This window comes from Streptomyces sp. NPDC006385, from assembly GCF_040612485.1.
GTDB lineage: Bacteria > Actinomycetota > Actinomycetes > Streptomycetales > Streptomycetaceae > Streptomyces.
The window spans coordinates 1-26,875 of the sequence record NZ_JBEXQG010000097.1 but is presented as its reverse complement, the minus strand read 5'-3'; the positions used below and the strand labels follow the sequence as shown (position 1 = coordinate 26,875).

General features: G+C 71.0%; 27 protein-coding genes. 20 read left to right on the top strand and 7 right to left on the bottom strand.

Annotation, left to right across the window (positions count from 1 at the left end):
- Window positions 1-29 precede the first annotated feature (29 nt).
- From ABZ078_RS40185 to ABZ078_RS40175, 3 genes are all read right to left on the bottom strand, one after another.
- The gene (locus tag ABZ078_RS40185) at window positions 30-2,306 is read right to left on the bottom strand and encodes a Tex family protein (RefSeq protein WP_356583475.1); all 2,277 of its coding nucleotides are present in this window, start codon (window positions 2,304-2,306) and stop codon (window positions 30-32) included.
- Window positions 2,307-2,409: 103 nt separating this feature from the next.
- A complete protein-coding gene (locus ABZ078_RS40180; protein ID WP_266450389.1) occupies window positions 2,410-2,541 on the bottom strand; it encodes an LPFR motif small protein in 132 nt (43 codons plus the stop codon).
- Between the two features lie 146 nt (window positions 2,542-2,687).
- Window positions 2,688-3,557 carry a hypothetical protein gene (locus ABZ078_RS40175; RefSeq protein WP_356583474.1) on the bottom strand — a complete coding sequence of 290 codons (870 nt, stop codon included), beginning with the start codon at window positions 3,555-3,557 and terminating at the stop codon, window positions 2,688-2,690.
- 112 nt (window positions 3,558-3,669) lie between these two features.
- Between ABZ078_RS40175 and ABZ078_RS40170 the strand changes: the two genes are divergently transcribed.
- Together ABZ078_RS40170 and ABZ078_RS40165 are read left to right on the top strand one after the other, a co-directional pair.
- The gene (locus ABZ078_RS40170; RefSeq protein WP_356583473.1) at window positions 3,670-4,617 is read left to right on the top strand and encodes a GlxA family transcriptional regulator; all 948 of its coding nucleotides are present in this window, start codon (window positions 3,670-3,672) and stop codon (window positions 4,615-4,617) included.
- A 37-nt stretch (window positions 4,618-4,654) separates the two neighbouring features.
- Window positions 4,655-5,290, top strand: a complete 636-nt coding sequence (locus ABZ078_RS40165; RefSeq protein WP_356583472.1) for a DJ-1/PfpI family protein — start codon at window positions 4,655-4,657, stop codon at window positions 5,288-5,290.
- On the opposite strand, the gene ABZ078_RS40160 is transcribed toward ABZ078_RS40165, so the two are convergent.
- Window positions 5,277-6,035, bottom strand: a complete 759-nt coding sequence (locus ABZ078_RS40160; protein ID WP_356583471.1) for an enoyl-CoA hydratase/isomerase family protein — start codon at window positions 6,033-6,035, stop codon at window positions 5,277-5,279. The two genes, ABZ078_RS40165 and ABZ078_RS40160, sit on opposite strands and share 14 nt — an antisense overlap.
- A gap of 130 nt (window positions 6,036-6,165) precedes the next feature.
- Here ABZ078_RS40160 and ABZ078_RS40155 point away from each other — a divergent pair, with 130 nt between their 5' ends.
- Window positions 6,166-6,807 carry an HdeD family acid-resistance protein gene (locus tag ABZ078_RS40155; RefSeq protein WP_356583470.1) on the top strand — a complete coding sequence of 214 codons (642 nt, stop codon included), beginning with the start codon at window positions 6,166-6,168 and terminating at the stop codon, window positions 6,805-6,807.
- 174 nt (window positions 6,808-6,981) lie between these two features.
- A complete protein-coding gene (locus ABZ078_RS40150) occupies window positions 6,982-7,491 on the top strand; it encodes an ATP-binding protein (protein ID WP_356583476.1) in 510 nt (169 codons plus the stop codon).
- 6 nt (window positions 7,492-7,497) lie between these two features.
- Here the strand turns inward: ABZ078_RS40150 and idi are convergent, their stop codons facing one another.
- From idi to galE, 3 genes are all read right to left on the bottom strand, one after another.
- Window positions 7,498-8,091, bottom strand: coding sequence for an isopentenyl-diphosphate Delta-isomerase (gene idi / locus ABZ078_RS40145; RefSeq protein WP_356583469.1), 594 nt, complete (start codon window positions 8,089-8,091; stop codon window positions 7,498-7,500).
- Between the two features lie 232 nt (window positions 8,092-8,323).
- Window positions 8,324-9,265: a cation diffusion facilitator family transporter gene (locus tag ABZ078_RS40140; protein WP_356583468.1), complete on the bottom strand. Its 942-nt coding sequence runs from the start codon at window positions 9,263-9,265 to the stop codon at window positions 8,324-8,326.
- Window positions 9,266-9,406: 141 nt separating this feature from the next.
- Window positions 9,407-10,396, bottom strand: a complete 990-nt coding sequence (gene galE / locus ABZ078_RS40135; RefSeq protein WP_356583467.1) for a UDP-glucose 4-epimerase GalE — start codon at window positions 10,394-10,396, stop codon at window positions 9,407-9,409.
- Between the two features lie 282 nt (window positions 10,397-10,678).
- Here galE and ABZ078_RS40130 point away from each other — a divergent pair, with 282 nt between their 5' ends.
- From ABZ078_RS40130 to ABZ078_RS40055, 16 genes are all read left to right on the top strand, one after another.
- Window positions 10,679-12,496 (top strand): DUF5941 domain-containing protein, encoded by a 1,818-nt coding sequence (locus ABZ078_RS40130; protein WP_356583466.1) that lies wholly within the window; start codon window positions 10,679-10,681, stop codon window positions 12,494-12,496.
- Window positions 12,493-13,245, top strand: a complete 753-nt coding sequence (locus ABZ078_RS40125; protein WP_356583465.1) for a phosphocholine cytidylyltransferase family protein — start codon at window positions 12,493-12,495, stop codon at window positions 13,243-13,245. Before ABZ078_RS40130 ends, ABZ078_RS40125 begins: the two co-directional genes overlap by 4 nt.
- Window positions 13,233-14,294: an iron-containing alcohol dehydrogenase family protein gene (locus ABZ078_RS40120; protein ID WP_356583464.1), complete on the top strand. Its 1,062-nt coding sequence runs from the start codon at window positions 13,233-13,235 to the stop codon at window positions 14,292-14,294. Before ABZ078_RS40125 ends, ABZ078_RS40120 begins: the two co-directional genes overlap by 13 nt.
- Window positions 14,272-15,051, top strand: coding sequence for a CDP-alcohol phosphatidyltransferase family protein (locus ABZ078_RS40115; protein ID WP_356583463.1), 780 nt, complete (start codon window positions 14,272-14,274; stop codon window positions 15,049-15,051). The genes ABZ078_RS40120 and ABZ078_RS40115 overlap by 23 nt, the downstream gene beginning before the upstream one ends.
- A gap of 5 nt (window positions 15,052-15,056) precedes the next feature.
- A complete protein-coding gene (locus ABZ078_RS40110) occupies window positions 15,057-15,953 on the top strand; it encodes a glycosyltransferase (protein ID WP_356583462.1) in 897 nt (298 codons plus the stop codon).
- A gap of 96 nt (window positions 15,954-16,049) precedes the next feature.
- Complete coding sequence (locus ABZ078_RS40105; protein ID WP_356583461.1) at window positions 16,050-16,979, top strand: ABC transporter permease; 930 nt, start codon at window positions 16,050-16,052, stop codon at window positions 16,977-16,979.
- Window positions 16,972-17,754 carry an ABC transporter ATP-binding protein gene (locus ABZ078_RS40100; protein WP_356583460.1) on the top strand — a complete coding sequence of 261 codons (783 nt, stop codon included), beginning with the start codon at window positions 16,972-16,974 and terminating at the stop codon, window positions 17,752-17,754. Before ABZ078_RS40105 ends, ABZ078_RS40100 begins: the two co-directional genes overlap by 8 nt.
- A 383-nt stretch (window positions 17,755-18,137) precedes the next feature.
- On the top strand, window positions 18,138-19,037 hold the full coding sequence (hpnC, locus tag ABZ078_RS40095; RefSeq protein WP_356583459.1) for a squalene synthase HpnC: 900 nt from the start codon (window positions 18,138-18,140) through the stop codon (window positions 19,035-19,037).
- Window positions 19,034-19,996, top strand: a complete 963-nt coding sequence (hpnD, locus tag ABZ078_RS40090; RefSeq protein ID WP_356583458.1) for a presqualene diphosphate synthase HpnD — start codon at window positions 19,034-19,036, stop codon at window positions 19,994-19,996. Before hpnC ends, hpnD begins: the two co-directional genes overlap by 4 nt.
- Window positions 19,996-20,142 carry a DUF6380 family protein gene (locus ABZ078_RS40085; RefSeq protein ID WP_356583457.1) on the top strand — a complete coding sequence of 49 codons (147 nt, stop codon included), beginning with the start codon at window positions 19,996-19,998 and terminating at the stop codon, window positions 20,140-20,142. Before hpnD ends, ABZ078_RS40085 begins: the two co-directional genes overlap by 1 nt.
- Window positions 20,139-21,584 carry a hydroxysqualene dehydroxylase HpnE gene (gene hpnE, locus ABZ078_RS40080; RefSeq protein ID WP_356583456.1) on the top strand — a complete coding sequence of 482 codons (1,446 nt, stop codon included), beginning with the start codon at window positions 20,139-20,141 and terminating at the stop codon, window positions 21,582-21,584. Before ABZ078_RS40085 ends, hpnE begins: the two co-directional genes overlap by 4 nt.
- Entirely contained in the window at window positions 21,584-22,720 is a 1,137-nt protein-coding gene (locus ABZ078_RS40075; RefSeq protein ID WP_356583455.1) for a polyprenyl synthetase family protein, read from the top strand. The genes hpnE and ABZ078_RS40075 overlap by 1 nt, the downstream gene beginning before the upstream one ends.
- 143 nt (window positions 22,721-22,863) lie before the next feature.
- Entirely contained in the window at window positions 22,864-24,942 is a 2,079-nt protein-coding gene (gene shc / locus ABZ078_RS40070; protein ID WP_356583454.1) for a squalene--hopene cyclase, read from the top strand.
- On the top strand, window positions 24,942-25,583 hold the full coding sequence (locus ABZ078_RS40065; RefSeq protein WP_356583453.1) for a 1-hydroxy-2-methyl-2-butenyl 4-diphosphate reductase: 642 nt from the start codon (window positions 24,942-24,944) through the stop codon (window positions 25,581-25,583). The genes shc and ABZ078_RS40065 overlap by 1 nt, the downstream gene beginning before the upstream one ends.
- 5 nt (window positions 25,584-25,588) lie before the next feature.
- The gene (hpnH, locus tag ABZ078_RS40060) at window positions 25,589-26,611 is read left to right on the top strand and encodes an adenosyl-hopene transferase HpnH (RefSeq protein ID WP_356583452.1); all 1,023 of its coding nucleotides are present in this window, start codon (window positions 25,589-25,591) and stop codon (window positions 26,609-26,611) included.
- A gap of 4 nt (window positions 26,612-26,615) precedes the next feature.
- The coding region (locus ABZ078_RS40055; protein ID WP_356583451.1) for a flavodoxin-dependent (E)-4-hydroxy-3-methylbut-2-enyl-diphosphate synthase at window positions 26,616-26,875 on the top strand (260 nt) is incomplete at its 3' end.

Here is a 26,875-nt window from a genome sequence, read left to right as displayed (position 1 = left end):
GATCGTGGGCCCCGCGCCCGGGTAGTGACTCACAGCTTCTCCTCCGACGCCTGGACGTACACCGCACCGTTGCCGCTGAGCTGCCGCCGCTCGCCGCCGCCCCCGCCCTGCTGGCCCTGCGGAGCCGCCTCGTCGTCGAGGCGCAGCGTCAGGGAGATCCGCTTGCGCGGGATGTCGACGTCGAGGACCTTCACCTTGACGATGTCACCGGGCTTGACCACGTCCCGCGGGTCCTTGACGAAGGTCTTCGACATCGCGGACACGTGCACCAGCCCGTCCTGGTGGACACCGACGTCCACGAACGCGCCGAAGGCGGCCACGTTCGTCACGACGCCCTCCAGGACCATCCCGGACGCCAGGTCGGAGATCTTTTCGACGCCCTCCTTGAAGGTGGCCGTCTTGAAGGCGGGCCGCGGGTCGCGTCCGGGCTTCTCCAACTCCTTGAGGATGTCCGTCACGGTCGGCAGACCGAACGTCTCGTCCACGTAGTCGTCGGGCCGCAGCGACCGCAGCACGCCCGTGTTGCCGATGAGAGCGGCCACCTCCTGGCCGGTCGTCTTCACCATCCGGCGCACCACCGGATACGCCTCCGGGTGCACGCTGGAGGCGTCCAGCGGGTCGTCGCCGCCGCGGATGCGCAGGAAGCCCGCGCACTGCTCGTACGCCTTCGGGCCGAGCCGGGCCACCTTCCTCAGCTCCTGCCGGGACTTGAACGGCCCGTGCGCGTCGCGGTGCGAAACGATGTTCTCCGCCAGCCCGGAGGTGATGCCGGAGACCCGGGCGAGCAGCGGCGCCGACGCCGTGTTGACGTCCACGCCCACGCCGTTCACACAGTCCTCCACCACCGCGTCCAGCGAGCGCGACAGCTTCACCTCGGACAGGTCGTGCTGGTACTGGCCGACGCCGATCGACTTCGGGTCGATCTTCACCAGCTCGGCCAGCGGGTCCTGGAGCCGACGGGCGATCGACACCGCGCCGCGCAGCGACACGTCCATGTCGGGCAGCTCCTGCGAGGCGAAGGCCGAGGCCGAGTAAACCGAGGCGCCGGCCTCGGACACCATCACCTTGGTGAGCTTCAACTCCGGGTGCTTGGTGATGAGTTCACCGGCGAGCTTGTCGGTCTCGCGGGACGCCGTGCCGTTGCCGATCGCGACCAGCTCGACCGCGTGCTCCTTCGCCAGCCGCGCCAGCTTCGCGATCGCCTCGTCCCACTTGTTCGCCGGGACGTGCGGGTGGATGACGTCCGTCGCGACGACCTTGCCGGTCGCGTCGACCACCGCGACCTTCACGCCCGTACGGAAACCCGGGTCCAGGCCCAGCGTCGCGCGCGTGCCGGCCGGGGCGGCGAGCAGCAGATCGCGGAGGTTGGCCGCGAAGACACCCACGGCCTCGTCCTCGGCGGCCGTGCGCAGCCGCAGCCGCAGGTCGATGCCGAGGTGCACGAGGATCCTGGTCCGCCAGGCCCAGCGCACCGTGTCCGTCAGCCACTTGTCGCCGGGACGGCCGCGGTCGGCGATCCGGAACTTCGCGGCGACGATCCCCTCGTACGACGAGGGACCGTCCGTGGGCTCCTCGGGCTCCAGGACGAGGTCGAGGACCTCCTCCTTCTCACCCCGGAGCATGGCCAGGATCCGGTGCGAGGGCAGCTCGGTGAAGGGCTCCACGAAGTCGAAGTAGTCGGCGAACTTCGCGCCGGCCTCCTCCTTGCCCTCGCGCACCTTGGCGGCCAGCCGCCCGCGCACCCACATGCGCTCGCGCAGCTCGCCGATCAGGTCGGCGTCCTCCGAGAACCGCTCCGTGAGGATCGCCCGGGCGCCGTCCAGGGCGGCCTGCGGATCGGCGACGCCCTTGTCGGCGTCCACGAAGGCGGCGGCAGCCGCCAGCGGCTCGACGCTCGGATCGCCGAGCAGCCCCTCGGCGAGGGGCTCCAGACCGGCCTCGCGCGCGATCTGCGCCTTGGTCCTGCGCTTGGGCTTGTACGGAAGGTAGATGTCCTCCAGCCGCGCCTTGGTCTCGGCGCCGCGGATCCGCGCCTGAAGCTCCTCGGTCAGCTTGCCCTGCTCGCGCACGGAGTCGAGGATGGCCGTCCGCCGCTCCTCCAGCTCCCGCAGGTAGCGCAGCCGCTCCTCGATCGTGCGCAGCTGCGCGTCGTCGAGCATCTCGGTCGCTTCCTTGCGGTAGCGGGCGATGAAAGGCACCGTCGAACCGCCGTCGAGCAGCTCCACGGCAGCCTTCACCTGCCGCTCCCGTACGCCGAGCTCCGCGGCGATCCTGCCTTCGATGGACCCTACGAGGGGTGTCGTCACGATCCCGTCCCGCCTTCTCACTGAGGTTGCGCGGCAATTGTGGCAGGTGACACCGGCAACCGGGGCTCAGGGCGGCAACCCGGCCGGTCGCGCCGGGACGGAATCAGACCCTGCGGCTGCGCGTACTGCCCGAGGCGCCGCCGAAGAGCCGGGCCAGCGCCCGGAACGGCAACGTCACCACGGTGGCGATGGCGCCGCCGATCTGTCGCAACACGTCTGCGATTGCACGGAACACGTGATTCACCTTTCCTCTCGCCGGCCACGACGGCCGGTCGGGGCCCGGGTACCGCAGTGCGGCCCGGCCATGCGGGAGGGGTGCCCACGGGTTCGTTTCGGCCGACCGGGCTCCGGTCGATGTCGTGTCAGCGGTGCCGGTGCCGGTCACCTCTTGCCGATCAGGTCCGCCGGGAACGCCCCCGCCCCAGCCGCCGCCCGCGCGAACCCCGTACCGAGCTCCGTGAGCCGTGCGACCCCCGCCGCCCCGAGGTGCTCGTACGGTGCCCGGTCCAGGCGGTCCGTCTCGTTCTCGATCTCCTCGCGCAGGGCGACACCTTCCGGGGTCAGCCCGCCCGCGTCGTCCAGAAGCCCGCGGTCGCGCAGCCGTCCGGCCGCCGCGTCCCAGTCCTCCTGAGTCCAGCCGCGGGTGGCGCACACCCACTTGGGTGTCATGCCCTTGCCGGTCGCGGTGTGGGTGACCACGGCCTCCAGCCCGTCGAGCCCCGCCGACACCAGCACCGCCAGATGCCCGTCGCCGCGGTGCTCGCGCAGCAGGGTGGCGGCGTGGAAGTACGCCAGGTGCGGCTCCTCGGGAACCGGCAGGTCCGCGTGGGCCGAGTACAGCGGCCGGGCGCTGCGGGAGCACGCCTCGGTGGCCCGGAGCGCGAGCCGTGCGGCCTGCGCCATCTCCGGGGACGTCACCGCATCCGCGCCGAGCAGCCGCCGCAGTGCCGCGTCGACCGCACGCGCGCGTGCCGCCAGCACGTCCTTCGGCGAGGCGATCGCCCAGATCGCCGGCACGTGCCGGGCCACCAGCTCGTGCTTGTAGTTGTAGAACGCCGCCGTCACCGCGCCCGCACCGACCGGCCCCAGCGCGGCCGCGCGGACCGCGAAGTTGACGGCCCTGGGGTGGGTGATGCCGACGGCGGACAGCTCCTGACCCAGCTCGGGGGCGAAGTACGACGTCGCGTGCAGGGTGTTGAGGACGTTGTGGCAGCGGCGACCGGCGCGGGGCTCAAGGGCGGCAGTAGTCATGGCCGGAGATTACCAACCGCTTGGTACGTCCTGGGAGCGCGCCCGGAGCGTGGCAGGAAAGGTGGGGGACTCGTCATTGCGGCCCTCCGAGCACCCCCGAAGAATCGGTGCCATGGCACAACGGACCGTTCTCTTCACCCTCTTCGACGGCGTCCAGAGCCTTGATGTCACCGGGCCCTTGGAGGTCTTCACGGGGGCCGAGCAGCACACGCCGGGCACCTATCGCATCCGCACGGCCTCCCTCGACGGCGGCCCCGTCCGCACCTCCAGCGGCCTGACCGTCGTACCGGACCACGCGCTCGCCGACGCTCCCGCCCCGCACACCCTCGTCGTCCCGGGCGGTAAAGGCACCCGAAGCCCCCATCCCGCCCTGACCGACTGGCTGCGCGAGCACGGCCCCCGCGCCGAGCGCCTGGTCTCCGTCTGCACCGGCGCGATCCTGCTCGGCGCGGCGGGCCTGCTGGACGGTCGCCGGGCCACGACCCACTGGGCGTACTGCGGCAAGCTCGCCCGCGAGCACCCGGCCGTCGAGGTCGACCCCGACCCGATCTACGTGCGCGACGGACATGTCGCCACCTCCGCCGGCGTGACCTCGGGCATCGACCTCGCCCTCGCCCTGGTCGAGGAGGACCTGGGCCGGGACGTGGCCCTCGGCATCGCCCGCCACCTGGTCGTCTTCCTGCGCCGCCCCGGCAACCAGGCCCAGTTCAGCGCCCAGCTCGCCGCCCAGACCGCACAGCGCGAGCCCCTCCGGGAGGTCCAGCGCTGGATCACCGAGCACCCCGACGCCGATCTCACCGTGGAGGCGCTCGCGGCCCGCGCGAGCCTGTCCCCGCGCCACTTCGCCCGCGCCTTCCAGACCGAGACCGGCATGACCCCCGGCCGGTACGTCGACCGCGTCCGCCTCGAACACGCCCGCCGCCTGCTGGAGGACACGGGCGACGGCGTCGAGGAGATCTCCCGCGCCAGTGGCTACGGCACCCCCGAGGCCATGCGGCGCGCCTTCGTCAAGACCCTCGGAACGGCCCCGGTCGAGTACCGCCGCCGGTTCCGCCCCTGACCCGTCCAGCGAGCCCCATCGAAAGGGAAGACCACCCATGCAGATCGCGATGGTCCTCTACGACCGCTTCACCGCCCTCGACATCGTGGGGCCCTACGAGGCGCTGAGCCGGCTCCCGCGGGCGCGGGTCGACTTCGTCGCCGCGCAGCCGGGCCCCGTGCGCGCCGACACCGGGTTCCTCGCGCTCACGGCGGACAAGGCCCTGGCCGAGGTGCCGCGTCCCGATGTCGTCGTGGTGCCCGGCGGGCCGGGAACCTTCGCGGAGATCCAGAACACGGCCCTACTGGAGTGGCTCAGGACCGCCGACACCACGAGCACCTGGACGACCTCCGTCTGCACGGGTTCGCTGCTGCTCGCCGCCGCGGGCCTCCTGGAGGGCCGCCGCGCCACGTCCCACTGGCTCGCCCTCGACTTCCTGCCGCAGTACGGCGCCGAGCCCACGGGCGAGAGGGTCGTGCCCGACGGCAAGTACATCACCGCGGCCGGAGTCTCGGCCGGCATCGACATGGGCCTGACCCTGGTCGGGAAGATCGCCGGCGACGAGCACGCCCAGGCCGTCCAGCTCATGACCGAGTACGACCCGCAGCCGCCCTACGACGCCGGCTCCCCGCAGAAGGCGCCCGCCCACCTCGTCGAGGAGTTCCGCACGAACAGCCGCTTCAGCCTGATGTAGCGCCCGTCGTCCAGGTGAACCGAGGGTGCCTGCGCTCCAGGAACGCGGCGACGCCCTCTGCGGTGTCGCCGGCGGCGCGCGCCTGCCGAGCCCAGTGGTCGTCGCGGTCGGTGCGTCCGTTCGCGAACTCCTTCGCCGCGGCCTGCGTCAGCTGCGAACGCGAGACCAGTGTCCGGGTGAACTCCACGACCCGCTTGCCGAGTTCGCCCTCCGGCAGCACCTCGTCCACCAGGCCCGTCCGCAGCGCCCGCTCCCCGTCGATCAACTCGCCCGAGAACAGCAGGTACTTGGCGGTGGCGGGCCCCACCAGCGACACCAGCCGCCGGGTGGAGGACGCCGGATACACGATCCCGAGCTTCGCCGGTGTCACCCCGAACAGCGCCCCCTCCTCGGCGAACCGCAGATCGCACGCCGCCGCGAGCTGCGACCCGCCTCCCACGCAGTGCCCCCTGACCGCCGCCAGGGTCGGCTTGGGAAAGGCGGCCAGCGCCTCCTCCGCGGCCACGGCGAGCCCCTGCGCCTCCTGAGGCGACCCCTGGAGCGTGGAGATGTCGGCACCCGCGCAGAAGGTCCCGCCCTCACCGGTCAGCACCAGCGCCCGTACGGCCGGATCGGCGGCCAGCGTGTCGAGCAGGGGCGGCAGCGCGCGCCACATCGCGGCCGTCATCGCGTTGCGCTTGGCCGGATGGTGGATGACGACGGTGGCGACCGAGTCGGCGACGCGGTGCAGCAGCTGGGGCTCCATGGCCCGGATGCTATCCGCCCACACCGAAGGGCCGGTCAGTGAGGGGCGTGGGGCCGAGTTACGACACAGGGCGCGAAGGGGACTTGTAAGGGGACTTGCAGGGGAGGGCCGATCGAGGAGGTGGCCACCGATGGAAGGCTCGACCAAGCCCACGGGCGAGGCGGCGAAACTGCGGCGCGGCTTCAGCTGGCTCGCCGCGCTCGGCGTGATCCTGGTCGTCGCGGGTCTCGTCGGGCTCGTCTACGTCGGTGTGGCCACCCTGACCTCGATGATCCTGTTCGGCTGGCTGCTGCTGATCGGCGGCGCCGTCGGACTGCTGCACGCGATCCAGGCGCGCGGCACCAACTTCTTCTGGGTCGGCGTGGTGGTCGTGGCGCTGAACGTCGCGGCCGGCGTGGTGGTGATCAGCAGGCCCGAGGTCGCGGCGGAGGCGCTCACCATGTTCGCCGCGCTGCTGTTCCTCACCGGCGGGGTGTTCCGACTGGTCGGCAGCCTGGTGGTGCGCGGCCCGCAATTCGGCTGGACCCTGGTGCAGGGCGCCTTCGGACTGCTCCTGGGCATCCTGGTGCTGGCCTCCTGGCCGAGCAGCAGCAAGTACGTGATCGGGACCTTCTTCTCCCTCGCCCTGCTGTTCGACGGACTCGGTCTGATCGCGACCGGCTTCGGCGGACGCCGGATCGTCGGCATGGTCTCCGAACGCCTCGCGGACGAGGGCGGAACGCGACGGGCTCCGGGCGAGGAGGAGCCTGTCAAACCCGTACAACCCGAATAGTTCGCCAAGTCGGCACGAGTGGGACAGGAGCGGTCCCACATCTGACGGTGTCATACGCCAACGGTCACAAACGCTCGATACCTGCTGACTTGTGTTCAGTTCCACGGGCCGGACCTGCGCGTTACCAACACTCGACGTGTGGTGACAATCGAGCGCGAGGGTGGCGACCGGACGATGGAGAACCACGGGCGCGGGTCAGGCCCACGCCCAGCAGGCGGTGCGGACGAGTCCCTCGGTCAGGTGCCGCCGGATCCGCTGCCGTACGAGGGCGTCTGGCGGTTCACCGCCCCCGCTGTGGACGCCTCCGTCCCGCAGGCGCGGCACGCCGTGCGGGACCTGCTGTACCGCCAGGGCGTGCCGGTGGCGGACGACCTGGTCCAGGGGCTGCTGGTGATCGTCTCGGAGCTGGTCACGAACGCCGTCCGGCACGCGGCCCTGCTGTCGCCGATGCTCGCCGTGGAGGTCGCCGTCGGCGCCGAGTGGCTGCGGGTGTCCGTGGAGGACAACCACCCCTACCGTCCGACGGCCCTGGAGGCGGACCACGGCCGGACCGGCGGCCGTGGCCTGCTCCTGGTGCGCGAGATCACGCGGGAGGCGGGCGGGGTGTGCGACGTCGAGCACACGGCGAGCGGCGGCAAGGTGATCTGGGCCGCCGTCCCGCTCAAACCCGTGCGGGTGCCGTAGGGCTCGTCACCAGCCGGCCGACGGGCCCGTCAGCTCCCGGATCGCGGGGCGGGCCGCGTCGAGCACGGTCATGAACCACGACGAGAAGGTGTCCTTCGCGTGCCGCTCCGCCAGTTCGGCGGCGGTCACGAACGCGACCTCGCCCACCTCCTCCTGGTCCGGCCGCACCGGGGACTGCACCATGCCGACGAAGAGGTGGTTGTACTCCTGCTCCACCAGGCCCGAGTCCGGGTCGGGGTGGTTGTAGCGGACCGTCCCCGCCTCGGCGAGCAGCGACGGGGAGACGCCGAGTTCCTCGTGCGTCCGCCGGGCCGCGGCCGCGAAGGGCGCCTCGCCGGGGTAGGGGTGACCGCAGCAGGTGTTGGACCACACGCCGGGGGAGTGGTACTTGCCGAGCGCCCGCCGCTGGAGCAGCAGCCGGCCGTACTCGTCGAAGAGGAACACGGAGAAGGCGCGGTGCAGTTGCCCCGGCGGCTGATGGGCGGCGAGCTTCTCCGCGGTGCCGATCGTCACACCGTTCTCGTCGACCAGTTCCAGCAAAATCGCGTCTGCGGCGCCGTTCGACGGACTGTGTGTCGCGGTCGCAGGTGTGATCGGCATAGCCATCCTTCACGTCGGTCTTCGCGCCCCAAGTGTGCCGTACGAATCCGGCACTCCCGGCAGTTGATCGTGCCCGGCGCGGCGGGCACGGAACCGTCCGAGGGGGCGCTGTGAGCATGAGGACGCGACCGACCACCGGATCGCTGCATTCCATCCGTACTGGCGTCTTGTGGGACCGTACGGATGTTTCAGTGGTTTCGGTGGTTTGAGTGGTTTCGGTGGTTTCAGCGGTTCAGTGGCAGAGCCGCGCCTCGTGCTCGGCGTGCCCGCTCGGCTCCAGCTGGAAGGTGCAGTGCTCCACGTCGAAGTGGTCGCCCAGGCAGCCCTGGAGCTCGTGCAGCATCTTCTCGTGGCCGATCGCGTTCAGGGCCTCGGAACTCACCACCACGTGCGCCGACAGCACCGGCATACCGGACGTGATCGTCCAGGCGTGCAGATCGTGGACGTCCTCGACGCCGTCCAGGGCGAGTATGTGCGCCCGCACCTGCGCCATGTCGACGTCCTTGGGAGCCGACTCCAGCAACACGTCGAGGGTCTCGCGCAGCAGCTTGAAGGTACGCGGCACGATCATCAGGCCGATGACCAGCGAGGCGATCGGGTCGGCGGCCTGCCAGCCGGTGGCCAGGATCACCGCCGCCGAGATCAGCACCGCGAGCGAGCCCAGCGCGTCCGCGGCCACCTCCAGGAACGCGCCCCGCACGTTCAGGCTCTCCTGCTGGCCCCGCATCAGCAGCGACAGGGAGATCATGTTCGCGACCAGGCCGATCGCGCCGAAGACGATCATCAGGCCGCCCTCGGTGTCCGCGGGCGTGAAGAACCGCTGGATCGCCTCGTACAGGACATAACCACCGACGCCGATCAGCAGCAGGCAGTTGGCGAGGGCGGCGAGGATCTCCGCGCGGGCGTAGCCGAAGGTGCGCCGGGTGCTCGCCGGGCGGTTCGCGAAGTGGATCGCGAGCAGCGCCATGCCCAGGCCCACGGCGTCCGTCGCCATGTGCGCCGCGTCCGCGACCAGGGCGAGCGAGTCGGCGACGACACCACCGACGATCTCGACCACCATGACGCCGAGCGTGATCGACAGCGCGACGCGCAGCCTCCCGCGGTACGCGGCAGCCGCCGTACCGCTCGTCGGCGCGTGCGTGTGCCCGTGCCCGTGATCGTGCCCAGCCCCCATGAGAAAGCCGCCCTTCCGCGGTCCGTCGGACGATCGGAACATCCGATCAGCGATCACAGTGAACTACGGGCGGGGGGTATCGGGCAACGCGGCACTGAACACCGTTGTCATGTGCCTTGACCTGCGGAAACGATCCGCAGGTCAGGGCTGGTGGAATGATCGGCCACCGTGGTGCAGCAGCCAGCCCCGCCACGCCGACTCGACCATCTCGGGTACCCCGCGCCGAGCCGTCCAGCCGAGTTCCTCGGCGGCCAGCGCGGCCGAGGCGACCGCGCGAGGAGCGTCCCCGGGGCGCCGGGCCTCCACGAGGGCGGGGCGCCGGTCGCCGGTGACCTCGCCGATGAGGGTGATCAGCTCGCGGACCGAGACCCCCTCCCCGCGACCGATGTTGACCGTCAGATCACCGCTCACGTCCGCATCCGTGAGCCGCCGGGCCGCCGCCAGGTGCGCCTCGGCGAGGTCGGCCACATGGATGTAGTCACGGATGCAGGTGCCGTCCGGCGTCGGATAGTCGTCGCCGAAGATCCGCGGGGCCTCGTCCCGGGTGAGCCGGTCGAAGACCATGGGCACGATGTTGAACACACCCGTGTCCGCCAGCTCGGGCGCGGCCGCGCCCGCGACGTTGAAATAGCGCAGGCACACGGTCGCGATGCCGTGCGCCCGGCCCGCCGCCCGCACCAGCCACTCCCCGGCGAGCTTGGTCTCGCCGTACGGGTTCACCGGCGCGCACGCGGTGTCCTCCGTGATCAGGTCGACATCCGGGTTGCCGTAGACGGCGGCGGACGACGAGAACACGAACCGCTTGATCCCGCCCTCGGCCACCGCCGCCAGGAGCGTGGCGAGCCCGCCCACGTTCTCCCGGTAGTAGCGCGTCGGCTCCGCCACGGACTCACCGACCTGCTTGCGCGCGGCCAGATGCACCACACCGGTCACCGCGTGCTCGGCGAACACCCGCTTGAGCAGGGCACCGTCCAGCGAGGAGCCCTCGACGAGCGGGACGTCCGCCGGCAGCCGCGCGGGAAACCCGGCCGAGAGATCGTCCAGTACGAGAACGCGCTCCCCGGCGTCGGTCATGGCCCGCGCCACATGTGCCCCGATGTAGCCGGCTCCGCCTGTGATCAGCCATGTCATGGTCGCCCACCCTATGCCGAGGCACCGGCGGCCCCTGCAATGTCCTCGATGCCCCGGTCTGTGCGCACGGGTTTGTGGGCGGGACCCCGGATCCCCGATGATGATCGCGGCAAAGCTCTGGGCAAACCACGTCGATCGCTCCGCCGAACGGGCGGTGAACGTCGGCTTCCCACCGTCCGATAGCCTCTGCCGACACGCCGCTCGGCCGTCACCGGCAAGGGGCGCCCCCACACATGACATGACCGGCGCGGACACGCCGGAACCCAGGGAGTGAGTTCGGTTTTGTCGACCGCCATCCTCACCGGTCAGCCGGTCCCCGGATCGTCGATCGAGGGCGATCTGCGGTCCCTCGGCTACGACGTGCGGGTCGCCACCGATCCGGCCGACGCCGAGACCCTGCTCGCCCAGGTGCCCGGCGACGAGCGGGTCGCCGTGGTCGACGCCCGCTTCGTCGGCCACCTGCACGCCCTGCGCCTCGGCCTGACCGACCCGCGCTTCCCGCTCGCCGCGATCCCGGGCGCCGTGACGGCCCAGGCGGCCGGCCGCCGGGCCCTGACCCGCGCCATGGCCCGCGAGACCTCCGCCGGCGGCGGCACGGCTCTCGCCGTCGGCAGTCTCGCCGACCGCGTCGTCGCCGCCCTCGACGCCGACGGCACCGACGTGCACCGCCCCGAACTCGGCAGCATGGTCGCCGCCGTCCCCGCCGACCCCCAGGCCCGCAACGAGGCACGGCAGGCCGTCGCCGCCGTGGACGACGAGGCCGTACGACTGAAGTCGGCCGTGAAAGCCCGCGACGGCTTCTTCACGACCTTCTGCATCAGCCCCTACTCCCGCTACATCGCCCGCTGGTGCGCCCGCCGGGGCCTGACCCCGAACCAGGTCACCACCGCCTCCCTGCTCACCGCCCTCATCGCGGCGGGCTGTGCGGCCACCGGCACCCGAGGCGGCTTCGTCGCGGCCGGCGTCCTGCTGATCGCGTCCTTCGTCCTCGACTGCACCGACGGCCAGCTCGCCCGCTACTCCTTGCAGTACTCCACGCTCGGCGCCTGGCTCGACGCCACCTTCGACCGGGCCAAGGAGTACGCCTACTACGCCGGCCTCGCCCTCGGCGCGGCCCGCGGCGGCGACGACGTATGGGCCCTCGCCCTCGGCGCGATGGTCCTCCAGACCTGCCGGCACGTCGTCGACTTCTCCTTCAACGAGGCCAACCACGACGCCACCGCCAACACCAGCCCCACGGCCGCCCTCTCCGACAAGCTCGACAGCGTCGGCTGGACGGTGTGGGTGCGCCGGATGATCGTCCTGCCGATCGGCGAGCGCTGGGCGATGATCGCGGTGCTGACGGCCGTCACCACTCCGCGTATCACCTTCTACGCGCTGCTCATCGGCTGCGCCTTCGCCGCGACGTACACGACGGCGGGCCGCGTCCTGCGCTCGCTGACCCGCAAGGCCCACCGCACCGACCGGGCCGCCAAGGCGCTGGCCGACCTCGCGGACAGCGGCCCGCTCGCGGCCGGCCTGGCATCGCTGCTGCGCAGGCTGCCCGCCAAGGGGCCGTTCGGCTCCCGCGCCCTCGTCGCCCTGCCCGGCGCCGCCCTGGTGGTGCTGGCCGCCGCCCTGGAGGGCTACGGCAGCCTCCTGCCCGTCGCGCTCGCCGCCCTGTACGTCCTCACCTCGGCCGCCGCCGTCGCCCTGCCCCTCAAGGGCGCCCTCGACTGGCTGGTCCCGCCGTTCTTCCGCGCCGCCGAATACGGCACCGTCCTGGTACTCGCCGCCAAGGCGGACGTGAACGGAGCCCTTCCTGCGGCTTTCGGGCTGGTGGCGGCCGTCGCCTACCATCACTACGACACGGTGTACCGCATCCGCGGCAACGCCGGAGCGCCCCCGGCCTGGCTGGTGCGCTCCATCGGGGGGCACGAAGGACGGACGCTGCTCGTCACCGTCCTCGCCGCGGTGCTCTCCGCCTCGCAGTTCACGGTCGCGCTCACGGTCCTCGCCGTGGCCGTGGCCCTGGTGGTGCTCGTCGAGAGCATCCGCTTCTGGGTGGCCGCCCACCAGGGTGGCGCGCCCGCCGTACACGATGAAGGAGAACCCGCATGATCGGCCTCGTGCTGGCGGCCGGCGCCGGACGGCGTCTGCGCCCCTACACCGACAGCCTTCCCAAGGCTCTGGTGCCGGTGGGGCCCGCGGGCATAGAAGGCGAACCCACGGTTCTCGACCTCACCCTCGGCAACTTCGCCGAGATCGGCCTGACCGAGGTCGCGATCATCGTCGGCTACCGCAAGGAGGCCGTGTACGCGCGCAAGGAAGCGCTGGAGGCGAAGTACGGCCTCAAGCTCACCCTCATCGACAACGACAAGGCCGAGGAGTGGAACAACGCCTACTCCCTGTGGTGCGGCCGTGACGCCCTCAAGGACGGCGTGATCCTCGCCAACGGCGACACCGTCCACCCGGTCTCCGTCGAGAAGACGCTGCTCGCCGCCCGCGGTGACGGCAAGAAGATCATCCTCGCCCTGGACACGGTCAAGCACCTGGCCGACGAGGAGATGAAGGTCGTCGTCGACCCCGAGAAGGGCATGACGAAGATCACCAAGCTGATGGACCCCGCCGAGGCCACCGGCGAGTACATCGGCGTGACCCTCATCGAGGGCGACGCCGCCCCCGAGCTGGCCGACGCCCTGAAGACCGTCTGGGAGACCGACCCGCAGCAGTTCTACGAGCACGGCTACCAGGAGCTCGTCAACCGCGGCTTCCGGATCGACGTGGCGCCGATCGGCGACGTCAAGTGGGTGGAGATCGACAATCACGACGATCTCGCCCGCGGACGGGAGATCGCGTGCCAGTACTGACCCGGCTCATTCCCTCGCCGGTCGTCGTGGACATCCGCCCGGGTGCCCTCGACGACCTGGCCTGTGTGCTCGCCGACGAACGCATCTCGCACTCCGGCAAGCTGGCCGTCGCGGTCAGCGGCGGATCCGGTGCCAAGCTGAGAGAGCGGCTCGCTCCCGCGCTGCCCGGCGCCAGCTGGTACGAGGTCGGCGGCGGCACCCTCGACGACGCGGTCCGGCTGGCCGGCGACATAAAGGCCGGCCACTACGACGCGGTCGTCGGCCTCGGCGGCGGCAAGATCATCGACTGCGCCAAGTTCGCCGCGGCCCGCGTCGGCCTGCCCCTGGTCGCCGTACCGACGAACCTGGCGCACGACGGCCTGTGCTCGCCGGTCGCCACCCTCGACAACGACGCCGGCCGCGGCTCGTACGGTGTGCCGAACCCGATCGCCGTCGTCATCGACCTGGACGTCATCCACGAGGCCCCGGCCCGCTTCGTGCGCGCCGGCATCGGCGACGCCATCTCCAACATCTCCGCGATCGCGGACTGGGAACTCGCCCACCGTGTCAAGGGCGAGAAGATCGACGGCCTCGCCGCCGCGATCGCCCGCCAGGCCGGCGAGGCGGTGCTCCGGCACCCCGGCGGCATAGGAGACACCGACTTCCTGCAGGTACTGGCCGAGGCGCTGGTGCTCAGCGGTATCGCCATGTCGGTGTCGGGCGACTCCCGCCCCTCCTCCGGTGCGTGCCACGAGATCAACCACGCGTTCGACCTGCTGTTCCCCAAGCGCGCCGCCGCGCACGGCGAGCAGTGCGGTCTGGGCGCGGCCTTCGCGATGTACCTGCGGGGAGCCCACGAGGAGTCGGCCTTCATGGCCGAGGTGCTGCGTCGGCACGGGCTGCCGGTACTGCCGCAGGAGATCGGCTTCACGGACGACGAGTTCGTCCGTGCCGTGGAGTTCGCTCCGCAGACCCGGCCCGGCCGCTACACGATCCTCGAACACCTCGACCTGACAACCGACCAGATCAAGGACATCTACGCCGACTATGTCAAGGCCATCGGTAGCTGAACTCCGCCCCGTCGTTCACCCCGCGGGGGTGAAGGACCGGCGAAGCGGTGAGCACTGGATGGGACGCCTCTACATGCGCGAGGTGTCCCTGCGGGTCGACCGCTACCTGGTGAACACCAGGGTCACGCCCAACCAGCTCACGTACCTGATGACCGTCTGCGGCGTCCTCGCGGCCCCGGCACTGCTGGTGCCGGGGATCGCGGGCGCCGTGCTCGGCGTGCTGTGCGTCCAGCTCTACCTGCTGCTGGACTGCGTCGACGGCGAGATCGCCCGCTGGAAGAAGCAGTACTCCCTCAACGGCGTCTACCTGGACCGTGTCGGCGCCTACCTCACCGACGCCGCGGTACTCGTCGGCTTCGGCCTGCGCGCCGCCGACCTGTGGGGCAGCGGCCGTATCGACTGGCTGTGGGCGTTCCTCGGCACCCTGGCCGCCCTCGGCGCCATCCTGATCAAGGCCGAGACCGACCTCGTCGGCGTCGCCCGGCACCAGGGCGGTCTGCCGCCGGTCAAGGAGGCCGCCGCCGAGATGCGCTCCTCCGGCATGGCGCTGGCCCGCAAGGCCGCCGCCGCGCTCAAGTTCCACCGTCTCATCCTCGGCATCGAGGCGTCCCTGCTGATCCTGGCCCTCGCGATCGCCGACCAGATCCGCGGCGACCTGTTCTTCACCCGGCTCGGCGTCGCGGTGCTGGCCGGCATCGCGCTGCTGCAGACCCTGCTGCACCTGGTGTCCATCCTCGCGTCGAGCAGGCTGAAGTGAGCGGCATGGACTCTTCACCGGCTTCCCCGCTGAAGGTCGGCGCGGTCATCATCACCATGGGCAACCGCCCCGACGAGCTGCGCGCGCTCCTCGACTCGGTCGCCAAGCAGGACGGCGACCGGGTCGAGGTCGTCGTCGTCGGCAACGGCTCCCCGGTCCCCGACGTCCCCGAGGGCGTCCGCACGATCGAGCTGCCCGAGAACCTCGGCATCCCCGGCGGCCGCAACGTCGGCATCGAGGCCTTCGGACCCAGCGGCCGCGACGTCGACGTCCTGATCTTCCTCGACGACGACGGCCTCCTCGCCCACCACGACACCGCCGAGCTGTGCCGCAAGGCGTTCGAGGCCGACCCGAAGCTCGGCATCATCAGCTTCCGCATCGCCGACCCGGACACCGGCGTCACCCAGCGCCGCCACGTCCCCCGGCTGCGGGCCTCCGACCCGATGCGCTCCTCCCGGGTCACCACCTTCCTGGGCGGCGCCAACGCCGTCCGTACCCAGGTCTTCGCCGAAGTCGGCGGGCTCCCGGACGAATTTTTCTACGCCCACGAGGAAACCGACCTGGCATGGCGGGCCCTCGACGCGGGCTGGATGATCGACTACCGGTCCGACATGGTGCTGTACCACCCGACGACCGCGCCCTCGCGGCACGCGGTCTACCACCGCATGGTCGCCCGCAACCGCGTCTGGCTCGCCCGCCGCAACCTCCCCGCCCTCCTCGTCCCGGTCTATCTGGGCGTGTGGATGCTGCTCACCCTCGTCCGCCGCCCCTCCCGCCCCGCCCTCAAGGCATGGTTCGGCGGATTCCGGGAAGGCTGGACCACCCCGTGCGGTCCCCGTAAGCCCATGAAGTGGCGTACGGTGTGGCGGCTGACTCGACTGGGCCGACCTCCCGTCATCTGACAAGCTCGACCCTGCGAGCAACCGGGCCTCACCCCGGCCTCAGGTTCATGCCATGCCCGCACAGGCTGCGCATCTCGAAGACGAAAGTTTCCACTGGTGAGTGAGACAAGGCACGACGGCGGAGTCGCGGTGAGCGCGCCTCCGTCGCCCGACGAGGGCCTCACGGCGGCAGAGCTCGCCGCCAAGTACGGGCTGTCCGTGAGCGGCGCCCGCCCCTCGCTGTTCGAGTACGTCCGCCAGCTCTGGGACCGGCGGCACTTCATCCTCGCGTTCTCGCGGGCGAAGCTGACCGCCCAGTACAGCCAGGCCAAGCTCGGCCAGCTCTGGCAGGTGGCCACGCCGCTGCTGAACGCGGCCGTGTACTTCTTCATCTTCGGCCTGATCCTCGAGGCCGACCGGGGCATGAACCGCGAGGTGTACGTCCCGTTCCTGGTCACGGGCGTCTTCGTGTTCACCTTCACCCAGAGCTCGGTGATGGCGGGGGTCCGCGCGATCTCCGGCAACCTCGGCCTGGTCCGCGCGCTGCACTTCCCGCGCGCCTCCCTGCCGATCTCCTTCGCGCTCCAGCAGCTCCAGCAGCTGCTGTTCTCGATGATCGTGCTGTTCGCCGTGGCGCTCATCTTCGGCAGCTACCCGGCCATGTCCTGGCTGCTGATCGTCCCGGTGCTCGTCCTGCAGTTCTTCTTCAACACCGGTCTTGCCATGATCATGGCCCGGGCGGGCGCCAAGACGCCGGACCTGGCGCAGCTCATGCCGTTCGTGATGCGTACGTGGATGTACGCGTCCGGCGTGATGTTCTCCATCCCGATCATGCTGGAGGGCAAGCCCCAGTGGATCGCGACCGTCCTGCAGTGGAACCCGGCCGCCATCTACATGGACCTGATGCGCTTCGCCCTCATCGACGGCTACGACTCCGGGAACCTGCCCGACCACGTCTGGGCGGCCGCGCTCGGCTGGGCCGTGCTGTTCGCCGTCGGCGGCTTCGTGTATTTCTGGAAGGCGGAGGAGAGGTACGGCCGTGGCTGAGCTCGAGAAGGACGGTCCGCGCGTCCCGACCGTCATCGCGGACGAACTGCACATCGTCTACCGCGTCAACGGCGCCAAGACCGGCAAGGGCAGCGCCACCGCCGCCCTCAGCCGCATCCTCAAGCGCGGCGAGGAGCGGGGCGTACGCAAGGTCCACGCCGTGCGCGGGGTCTCCTTCGTCGCCTACCGCGGCGAGGCCATCGGCCTGATCGGCTCCAACGGTTCCGGCAAGTCGACCCTGCTGCGAGCCATCGCCGGCCTGCTCCCGGCGGAGAAGGGCAAGGTCTACACCGACGGCCAGCCCTCGCTGCTCGGTGTGAACGCGGCGCTGATGAACGACCTGACCGGCGAGCGTAACGTCATATTGGGCGGGCTCGCCATGGGCATGTCCCGCGAGGAGATCAAGGCCCGCTACCAGGAGATCGTCGACTTCTCCGGCATCAACGAGAAGGGCGACTTCATCACCCTGCCGATGCGTACGTACTCCTCCGGCATGGCGGCCCGGCTGCGCTTCTCCATCGCCGCCGCCAAGGACCACGACGTCCTCATGATCGACGAGGCGCTGGCCACCGGTGACCGCAAGTTCCAGAAGCGCTCCGAGGAACGCATCCGCGAGCTGCGCAAGGAAGCCGGCACCGTGTTCCTCGTCAGTCACAACAACAAGTCGATCCGCGACACCTGCAACCGCGTCCTGTGGCTGGAACGCGGCGAGCTGCGCATGGACGGGCCGACGGACGAGGTCCTCAAGGAGTACGAGAAGTTCACGGGCAAGTAGTCCACCCGGACATGGGCCGTACGGCCCAGCACGCTTGACCGGGCCCCGCCGGAACTGCCCGGTGGGGCCCGCGTCTGCAAAGGAAGCGTCAACTCCGGTCGGGCGTAGGAATCTTGACGCCAATCGGTGCGTTGTTGTGATGTGCAGGACACCCTCAGCGGCCCCGCCCCGTTGTACAACGTAAGCTGTACCGGTACCGAAACGCGGCAAGTAGGGCGATAAGGAACGACACCCTCTCAGGGCTGCGGTGCGGACAGCCGGGCGGCGTGTCCGAAATAGTGTGCATTGGGTCGGCGGTGTAGAACGGGAGATGTGACGGCAATGGCTACGGAAACTCCCCAGCTCCACGCAGCATGTGCCGTCCCCGCGCCGGGCAGTCCACGGTGACGGGAACGAGCACACGCGCAGCTGACCCGGAGCGCGGCACGCTCGACAAGGCCGCCGCGGAGAACTTCCCCGTGGCGCCGTTCTTCCTGCCCAGGGCCTGGCGCGCCGACCTCATGGCCGTCTACGGATTCGCCCGCCTGGTCGACGACATCGGCGACGGTGACCTCGCTCCCGGCGGCGCCGACGCCCGTCTGCTCGGAGTGTCGCCCGAGGACGCCGAGGACCCCCTCGTCCTGCTCGACGCCTTCGAGGCCGACCTGCGCCGGGTCTTCGACGGGACCCCGCGCCACCCGTTGCTGCGCCGCCTTCAGCCGACCGTGCGCCGCCGCTCGCTGACCCCCGAGCCCTTCCTCGGCCTGATCGCCGCCAACCGCCAGGACCAGCTCGTCGGACGGTACGAGACCTACGACGATCTCCTTGCCTACTGCGAACTGTCCGCCAACCCCGTCGGCCGTCTCGTGCTCGCCGTCACCGGCACCGAGACCCCCGAGCGGATCCGCCGCTCCGACGCCGTGTGCACCGCGCTCCAGATCGTCGAGCACCTCCAGGACGTCGCCGAGGACCTCGGCCGTGACCGGATCTATCTGCCCGCCGCGGACATGAAACGCTTTCACGTCCAGGAAACCGATCTCGCGGCGAAAACGGCAGGCGCATCGGTGCGCGCACTGGTTGCATATGAAGCCGAACGCGCCCAGAACCTCCTGAATGAGGGCACCCCGCTGGTGGGTAGCGTCCACGGCAGGCTCAGGCTGCTGCTCGCGGGTTTCGTGGCGGGGGGAAGGGCGGCGATCCGTGCGATCGCCGCCGCCGAACACGACGTACTTCCCGGCCCGCCCAAGGCCAGCAAGCTCCAGTTGCTGCGTGAGGTGGGCGTGACTCTGCGAGGAGAGGGGTGATCCGGACCGTGGAGTCTGCACCACACGCGTCCGCACCGGTACTCGCCGCCTACCGCTACTGCGAGGCCGTCACCGGACAGCAGGCCCGTAACTTCGCCTACGGCATCCGTCTGCTGCCCACGCCCAAGCGCCGCGCGATGTCGGCGCTGTACGCGTTCTCGCGCCGCGTCGACGACATCGGCGACGGCGCGCTGACCGACGAGGTCAAGGTCGCCCGACTCGAGGACACCCGGGAACTGCTGACCCGGATCCGCGACCGGGCGGTCGACGAGGACGACATCGACCCCGTGGCCGTCGCCCTCGCGCACGCCGCGGACACCTTCCCGATCCCGCTCGGCGGCCTGGACGAACTCATCGACGGCGTCCTGATGGACGTACGGGGCGAGACCTACGAGACCTGGGACGACCTCAAGGTCTACTGCCGCTGTGTCGCAGGCGCCATCGGGCGGCTCTCGCTCGGCGTGTTCGGCACGGAACCGGGCGTGCGCGGCGCCGAGCGCGCGCCGGAGTACGCCGACACGCTCGGGCTGGCGCTCCAGCTCACCAACATCCTGCGGGACGTCCGCGAGGACGGCGAAGGCGGGCGTACCTATCTGCCCTCCGACGACCTCGCCAAATTCGGCTGCTCGGTCGGCTTCAGCGGGCCGACACCACCGGAGGGCTCCGACTTCGCGGGCCTCGTGCACTTCGAAGTGCGTCGGGCCCGCGCTCTTTTCGCCGAGGGCTACCGGTTGCTGCCCATGCTCGACCGGCGCAGCGGCGCCTGCGTCGCCGCCATGGCCGGCATCTACCGCCGCCTCCTCGACCGCATCGAGCGCGACCCCGAGGCCGTGCTGCGCGGCCGGGTCTCGCTGCCCGGGCGCGAGAAGGCGTACGTCGCCGTGCGCGGCCTGAGCGGTCTGGACGCCCGGCATGTGACCCGTCGTACCGTCAGTCGTACGGTCAGGAGGCGTGCCTGATGGACATTCCGGTCCAAGGTGATGCCACCGGCGAAAAGCGGCGGGCAACCCTCCGTCGCCCGGCCGCGTCCCTGACTGAGACGACCGGCCGTGCGGCGTTCACGTACCGGCACGGCGGTCTTCGCGCAGGGGAGGGTGCACGATGACCGACGGCACGCGGCCTCAGGGCCCGCCCGCGCACCTCCCCGGACGCCCGGAGAATCCCGGGGGGCCCGGGAAGCACGCCCTCGTGGTCGGCGGCGGGCTCGCCGGCGTCACCGCCGCGCTCGCGCTCGCCGACGCCGGGGTGCGCGTCACCCTGGTCGAGGGCCGGCCGAGGCTCGGTGGCCTCGCCTTCTCCTTCCAGCGCGGCGAACTCACCGTCGACAACGGACAGCACGTGTACCTGCGCTGCTGCACCGCCTACCGCTGGTTCCTCGACCGCATCGGCGGGGCGGCGCTGGCGCCGTTGCAGGATCGCCTCGACGTGCCCGTGCTCGACGTCACCCGGCCCGAGGGGCGACGGCTCGGCAGGCTGCGGCGCGACGCGCTGCCCGTCCCCCTGCACCTTGGCCGGAGCCTCGCGACATATCCGCACCTGTCGCTCGCCGACCGCGCCAAGGTCGGGCGTGCCGCGCTCGCGCTCAAGGGACTCGACCTCGCCGATCCGGCCCTGGACGACCAGGACTTCGGCAGTTGGCTGGCCGCGCACGGTCAGTCGGACCGTGCCGTCGAGGCCCTGTGGGACCTGGTCGGGGTCGCCACCCTCAACGCGGTCGCGTCCGATGCCTCGCTGGGGCTCGCCGCGATGGTGTTCAAGACCGGCCTGCTGTCCGACCCGGGCGCGGCCGACATCGGCTGGGCGCGCGTCCCGCTGGGTGACCTGCATGACCGGTTGGCACGCAAGGCGCTCGACTCCGCGGGCGTCCGCACCGAGATCCGTACACGCGTCACCTCCATCTCCCCTGACGGGAACGGACGTTGGGGCGTCCAGGTTCCCGGCGAGACGCTCCACGCGGACGCCGTCGTGCTCGCGGTGGCGCAGCGCGAGGCGTACGACCTGCTGCCCGCGGGTGCCCTCGACGCCCCCGAGCAACTGCTGGAGATCGGCACCGCGCCGATCCTCAACGTCCATGTCGTGTACGACCGCAAGGTGCTCAGACGGCCGTTCTTCGCGGCCCTCGGCACCCCCGTGCAGTGGGTGTTCGACCGCACCGAGGCCTCCGGACTCCGGGAGGGTCAGTACCTCGCGCTGTCCCAGTCGGCGGCGCAGGACGAGATCGACGAGCCCGTCGCCACGCTGCGCGAGCGGTACCTGCCCGAGCTGGAGCGGCTGTTGCCCGCCGCCCGCGGCGCCCAGGTGAAGGACTTCTTCGTGACCAGGGAGCGCACCGCGACGTTCGCTCCCACCCCAGGCGTCGGGCGGCTGCGGCCCGGCGCCCGTAGCAAGGCACCCGGCCTGTACCTGGCCGGAGCGTGGACCGCCACAGGGTGGCCCGCGACCATGGAGAGTGCGGTCCGCAGTGGCGTGAGTGCGGCCGGCGCCGCGCTGAGCGCCCTGGGCCGGCCCCGCCCGAGTCACCTCTTCGACGTGGAGGAGGCAGCCTGATGATCCATCAGCTCGGCGCGGCAGGCCCCCGCACCCCCGGTACCGCAACAAGAGGAGAGACTGTGCCCACTGTGCCCCCGGCCGAGAAGGCCGCTCGAGAGACCGCGGTGGACGTGACCGCGCTCCTGGAGCGCGGTAGGACCCTGGCCACCCCGGTACTGCGGGCCGCGATCGATCGCCTGGCCCCTCCCATGGACACCGTTTCCGCCTACCACTTCGGCTGGATCGACGCCGAGGGCAAGCCCACGGCTGGCGACGGCGGCAAGGCCGTACGCCCCGCCCTCGCGGTGCTCTCCGCCGAGGTCACCGGCGCCGCGCCCGAGGTCGGCATCCCCGGCGCCGTGGCCGTCGAACTCGTCCACAACTTCTCACTCCTGCACGACGACCTGATGGACGGCGACGAACAGCGCCGCCACCGAGACACCGTCTGGAAGGTGCACGGACCCGCCCAGGCCATCCTGGTCGGCGACGCCCTGTTCGCCCTCGCCAACGAGGTCCTGCTGGAACTCGGGACGGTGGAGGCCGGCCGCGCCACCCGCCGCCTGACCACCGCGACCCGCGCCCTCATCGACGGCCAGGCGCAGGACATCTCCTACGAGCACCGCGACCGCGTCAGCGTCGAGGAGTGCCTGGAGATGGAGGGCAACAAGACCGGCGCCCTGCTCGCCTGCGCCAGCTCCATCGGCGCCGTGCTCGGCGGCGCGGACGACCGCACGGCCGACACCCTGGAGAAGTACGGCTACCACCTGGGCCTCGCCTTCCAGGCCGTCGACGACCTCCTCGGCATCTGGGGCGACCCGGTCTCCACCGGCAAGCAGACCTGGAGCGACCTGCGCCAGCGCAAGAAGTCCCTGCCGGTCGTGGCCGCGCTCGCCGCGGGCGGAGAAGCCTCCGACCGGCTCGGCGAGATCCTCGCCGCCGACGCCAAGAGCAGCGACTTCGAGAACTTCTCCGAGGAGGAGTTCGCCGCTCGCGCCGCGCTCATCGAGGAGGCCGGCGGGCGCGAGTGGACCGCCGAAGAGGCACGCCGTCAGCACACCATCGCCGTCGAGGCCCTCGACGCCGTCGACATGCCCGACCGGGTGCGGGCACAGTTCACGGCGCTCGCCGCCTTCGTCGTCGTACGAAAGAGATGAGTACCACCGGGCGAAAAGAGATGATCAATATCGGTCGAATAGCCCTCGCGTAGTCGCCGGCCGGTGCGGCGGGAAGCAGCGCACCGGCCGACGGCGGACCCACAGCAGACGCAACACATGGAGCACTGCACGAAGGGGAAGCCATGACAGCGACGACCGACGGAAGCACCGGGGCACTGCCGCCCCGGGCAGCCGCGGCCAGCGACACCGACACCGAGAACCCCGTGGCGGCCGGGGTCCACGAAGCCGCCGTACGCGCGGTCCGGCGGGCCACCGACTTCCTGCTGGCCAGGCAGGACGCCCAGGGCTGGTGGAAGGGCGACCTCGAGACGAACGTCACGATGGACGCCGAGGACCTGCTGCTCCGCCAGTTCCTGGGCATCCGCGACGAGAACACCACGCGGGCCGCCGCCCTGTTCATCCGCGGCGAGCAACGTGAGGACGGCACCTGGGGCACCTTCCACGGCGGACCCGGCGAACTCTCCACCACCATCGAGGCGTACGTCGCCCTCCGTCTGGCCGGCGACGCGCCGGACGCCGCGCACATGGCGAAGGCATCCGCCTGGATCCGTGAGCAGGGCGGCATCGCCGCCGCCCGGGTCTTCACCCGCATCTGGCTGGCCCTGTTCGGCTGGTGGAAGTGGGAGGACCTGCCCGAACTCCCGCCGGAGCTCATCTACTTCCCCACGTGGGTGCCGCTCAACATCTATGACTTCGGGTGCTGGGCCCGGCAGACGATCGTCCCGCTGACGATCGTCTCCGCGCAGCGCCCGGTACGGCCCGCGCCGTTCCCGCTCGACGAACTGCACACCGACCCGGCCAACCCCAGTCCCGCCAAGCCCCTTGCTCCGGCGGCCAGTTGGGACGGCGCCTTCCAGCGGCTCGACAAGGCGCTGCACCGGCTGCGCAAGGTCGCCCCGCGCAGGCTGCGCAAGGCGGCCATGAACAGGGCGGCCCGCTGGATCATCGAGCGGCAGGAGAACGACGGCTGCTGGGGCGGTATCCAGCCGCCGGCGGTGTACTCGATCATCGCCCTGCATCTGCTGGGCTACGACCTCCAACATCCCGTGATGCGCGAGGGGTTGGCGTCGCTGGACCGTTTCGCCGTCTGGCGCGAGGACGGGGCCAGGATGATCGAGGCCTGCCAGTCGCCGGTCTGGGACACGTGCCTGGCGACCATCGCGCTCGCGGACGCGGGCCTGCCCGCCGACCATCCGCAGCTCGTCAAGGCCGCGGACTGGATGCTGGGCGAGGAGATCGTCCGGCCCGGGGACTGGGCGGTGAAGCGGCCCCAACTGCCGCCGGGAGGCTGGGCTTTCGAGTTCCACAACGACAACTACCCCGACATCGACGACACCGCCGAGGTGGTTCTCGCGCTGCGCCGCGTCAAGCACCACGACCCGGAGCGGGTGGAGCGGGCGATCGGGCGCGGGGTGCGCTGGAACCTCGGGATGCAGTCGAAGAACGGGGCGTGGGGCGCCTTCGACGTCGACAACACCAGCCCGTTCCCCAACCGGCTGCCGTTCTGCGACTTCGGCGAGGTCATCGACCCGCCGTCGGCGGACGTCACCGCACACGTCGTCGAGATGCTCGCGGTCGAGGGGCTCGCCCACGATCCGCGCACCCGGCGCGGCATCGAGTGGCTGCTCGCCGAGCAGGAACCGGACGGCTCGTGGTTCGGGCGCTGGGGCGTCAACTACGTCTACGGCACCGGGTCGGTCGTCCCCGCCCTGGTGGCCGCCGGCTTCCCGGGTTCGCACCCGGCGATCCGCCGCGCCGTGGCCTGGCTGGAGTCCGTCCAGAACGACGACGGCGGCTGGGGCGAGGACCTGCGCTCCTACAAGTACGTCAAGGAGTGGAGCGGCAGGGGCGCGTCCACCGCCTCGCAGACCGCCTGGGCACTGATGGCGCTGCTGGCCGCGGGGGAGAAGGACTCCAAGGCCGTCGAGCGCGGTGTCGAGTGGCTCGCGGCGACCCAGCGGGAGGACGGCTCCTGGGACGAGCCGTACTTCACCGGCACCGGGTTCCCGTGGGACTTCTCGATCAACTACCACCTGTACCGGCAGGTCTTCCCGCTGACCGCGCTCGGCCGGTACGTGCACGGTGAGCCCTTCGCCGAGAAGTCGGAGATGCCGGAGAAGTCGGAGGTGTCGGAGGTACCGGAGAGGCCCAAGAAGTCCGGCAACCCCGGGGAGTCGCTCGCCGAGGCCAAGGGGAGCTGATGAGCCCACAGCCCGCTCCGGCCCCGCTGCTGATCGCCTGTGCGCTCGGCATCGAGCAGTTCGCCCTGCGCACGAGCGACCGCGGCGGCGCCGGCGGGCCCGTCACCGTGCTCCGTACGGGCATGGGACCCAAGGCGGCGGAGCGGTCCGTCACCCGGGTCCTGGCCGACCCGGCCCTCAGCGGGGCCGCTGTGCTCGCCACGGGCTTCTGCGCGGGGCTCGCCCCCGGCATGCACCCCGGCGATCTGGTCGTCGCCGAGGAGACCCGGGATCCGGGGGGAACCGTTCCGTGCGTCGGGACCGACCTGCTCGTCAAGGAACTCGTGCGCACCGTCCCCGGCCGCACCGTCCACACCGGCCCGGTCACCGGGTCCGACCACGTCATCCGTGGTCAGGAACGGTCCGAGCTGCTCTCGACCGGCGCAATCGCGGTCGACATGGAGTCGGCGGCCACGCTCCTGAGCGCCGTGCGCGCCGGTGAGCGCCCGGTTGCGGCCGTACGGGTGGTCGTGGACGCTCCAGAACATGAACTCGTCCGGATCGGCACGTTGCGCGGTGGAATATCGGCTTTCCGCGTCCTTCGTTCCGTCCTGCCTGCTTTCTTCGAATGGCACCGTTCTTTGCTGCTCCCCAGGAGGTGAGCCAGATGGCCATGCCGCTGCGTCAGTCCATCAAGGTCGCTACATACTTGGCCGAACAGAAGCTTCGCAGGCGGGACAAGTTTCCGCTCATCGTCGAGTTGGAGCCCCTCTTCGCCTGCAACCTCAAGTGCGAGGGCTGCGGCAAGATCCAGCACCCGGCCGGTGTGCTCAAGCAGCGCATGCCGGTCGCCCAGGCTGTCGGAGCGGTGCTCGAGTCCGGCGCGCCCATGGTGTCCATCGCCGGCGGCGAGCCCCTGATGCACCCGCAGATCGACGAGATCGTCCGGCAGTTGGTGGCCAAGCGCAAGTACGTCTTCCTGTGCACCAACGCCATGCTGCTGCGCAAGAAGATGGACAGGTTCAGGCCCTCGCCCTACTTCGCCTTCGCCGTGCACATCGACGGCCTGCGTGAGCGGCACGACGAGTCGGTGGCGAAGGAGGGTGTGTTCGACGAGGCGGTGGAGGCCATCAAGGAGGCCAAGAGGCGCGGCTTCCGGGTGACCACCAACTCGACCTTCTTCAACACGGACACCCCGCAGACGATCATCGAGGTCCTCAACTACCTCAACGACGACCTGAAGGTCGACGAGATGATGATCTCGCCCGCCTACGCCTACGAGAAGGCCCCCGACCAGGAGCACTTCCTAGGCGTCGAGCAGACCCGCGAGCTGTTCAGGAAGGCCTTCGCGGGCGGCAACCGGCGCCGCTGGCGGCTCAACCACTCGCCGCTGTTCCTCGACTTCCTGGAGGGCAAGGTCGACTTCCCGTGCACCGCGTGGGCGATCCCGAACTACTCCCTCTTCGGCTGGCAGCGCCCCTGCTACCTGATGAGCGACGGGTACGTCCCCACGTACCGGGAGCTGATCGAGGACACCGACTGGGACAAGTACGGCCGCGGCAAGGACCCGCGCTGCGCCAACTGCATGGCGCACTGCGGCTACGAGCCCACCGCCGTCCTCGCCACCATGGGCTCGCTCAAGGAGTCGCTGCGCGCCATGCGTGAGACGGCCTCCGGGAACCGGGAGTGATCTCATGACCGCCGTGCCCTTGGGTGTCCCCGAGGTACCCCTCCGGCCGATCGCCGAGCGGCGCGTGACCCGGCGGATCCAGGTCGGTCCGGTGGCGGTCGGGGGCGGTGCCCCGGTGTCGGTGCAGTCGATGACGACGACCCGTACGTCGGATATCGGCGCCACCCTTCAGCAGATCGCCGAGCTCACGGCCTCCGGCTGCCAGATCGTCCGGGTCGCCTGCCCCACGCAGGACGACGCCGACGCCCTCTCGACCATCGCCCG

What these genes read in the sequence shown, in the direction of transcription:
- ABZ078_RS40175 (WP_356583474.1), bottom strand. Translation starts at nt 3,557, where the DNA reads ATGACTACTGCCGCCCTTGAGCCCCGCGCCGGTCGCCGCTGCCACAAC.
- ABZ078_RS40170 (WP_356583473.1), top strand. Translation starts at nt 3,670, where the DNA reads ATGGCACAACGGACCGTTCTCTTCACCCTCTTCGACGGCGTCCAGAGC.
- ABZ078_RS40165 (WP_356583472.1), top strand. Translation starts at nt 4,655, where the DNA reads ATGCAGATCGCGATGGTCCTCTACGACCGCTTCACCGCCCTCGACATC.
- ABZ078_RS40160 (WP_356583471.1), bottom strand. Translation starts at nt 6,035, where the DNA reads ATGGAGCCCCAGCTGCTGCACCGCGTCGCCGACTCGGTCGCCACCGTC.
- ABZ078_RS40155 (WP_356583470.1), top strand. Translation starts at nt 6,166, where the DNA reads ATGGAAGGCTCGACCAAGCCCACGGGCGAGGCGGCGAAACTGCGGCGC.
- ABZ078_RS40150 (WP_356583476.1), top strand. Translation starts at nt 6,982, where the DNA reads ATGGAGAACCACGGGCGCGGGTCAGGCCCACGCCCAGCAGGCGGTGCG.
- idi (WP_356583469.1), bottom strand. Translation starts at nt 8,091, where the DNA reads ATGCCGATCACACCTGCGACCGCGACACACAGTCCGTCGAACGGCGCC.
- ABZ078_RS40140 (WP_356583468.1), bottom strand. Translation starts at nt 9,265, where the DNA reads ATGGGGGCTGGGCACGATCACGGGCACGGGCACACGCACGCGCCGACG.
- galE (WP_356583467.1), bottom strand. Translation starts at nt 10,396, where the DNA reads ATGACATGGCTGATCACAGGCGGAGCCGGCTACATCGGGGCACATGTG.
- ABZ078_RS40125 (WP_356583465.1), top strand. Translation starts at nt 12,493, where the DNA reads ATGATCGGCCTCGTGCTGGCGGCCGGCGCCGGACGGCGTCTGCGCCCC.
- ABZ078_RS40115 (WP_356583463.1), top strand. Translation starts at nt 14,272, where the DNA reads ATGTCAAGGCCATCGGTAGCTGAACTCCGCCCCGTCGTTCACCCCGCG.
- ABZ078_RS40110 (WP_356583462.1), top strand. Translation starts at nt 15,057, where the DNA reads ATGGACTCTTCACCGGCTTCCCCGCTGAAGGTCGGCGCGGTCATCATC.
- ABZ078_RS40085 (WP_356583457.1), top strand. Translation starts at nt 19,996, where the DNA reads ATGGACATTCCGGTCCAAGGTGATGCCACCGGCGAAAAGCGGCGGGCA.
- hpnE (WP_356583456.1), top strand. Translation starts at nt 20,139, where the DNA reads ATGACCGACGGCACGCGGCCTCAGGGCCCGCCCGCGCACCTCCCCGGA.
- ABZ078_RS40075 (WP_356583455.1), top strand. Translation starts at nt 21,584, where the DNA reads ATGATCCATCAGCTCGGCGCGGCAGGCCCCCGCACCCCCGGTACCGCA.
- shc (WP_356583454.1), top strand. Translation starts at nt 22,864, where the DNA reads ATGACAGCGACGACCGACGGAAGCACCGGGGCACTGCCGCCCCGGGCA.
- ABZ078_RS40065 (WP_356583453.1), top strand. Translation starts at nt 24,942, where the DNA reads ATGAGCCCACAGCCCGCTCCGGCCCCGCTGCTGATCGCCTGTGCGCTC.
- hpnH (WP_356583452.1), top strand. Translation starts at nt 25,589, where the DNA reads ATGGCCATGCCGCTGCGTCAGTCCATCAAGGTCGCTACATACTTGGCC.